This is a genomic window from Peribacillus sp. SIMBA_075, assembly GCF_046534585.1.
Window position 1 is genome coordinate 1 of sequence record NZ_JAWRYN010000605.1, and the last position, 272, is coordinate 272.

Annotated in this window: 1 protein-coding gene; it reads right to left on the bottom strand. The window is 66.2% G+C overall.

From position 1 onward, the window contains the following. Positions 1–82: 82 nt before the first annotated feature. Positions 83–272 (bottom strand): hypothetical protein (locus SB775_RS29590; protein ID WP_410864805.1); only part of this gene is annotated, 190 nt, incomplete at its 5' end.

Genomic DNA, 272 nt, shown 5'->3' on the forward strand with positions numbered 1-272 from the left:
TCGCCAAACTGGGCCTCGCTGACCTGGAAGTTGGTGTCACAGCTGGGTTCGGCGACGTAGCGTCGCCACTCGAAGGTGTCGGTCATCGCGTCACCAGCCCCCAGAGGACGCCGCCGGGTCGCATCTGCTGCGTCGACCACTCGTTGATCATGGTGTTGAAGCTGGACCGGATCGCCGATTCGGACGGCGCGTCGAGCTCGCGCTGGCCGTCGCCATTGGCGTTGATGTTCAGCTCAGTCTCCAGCACCAGCGTGCGGCGGCCGGCCACTGCG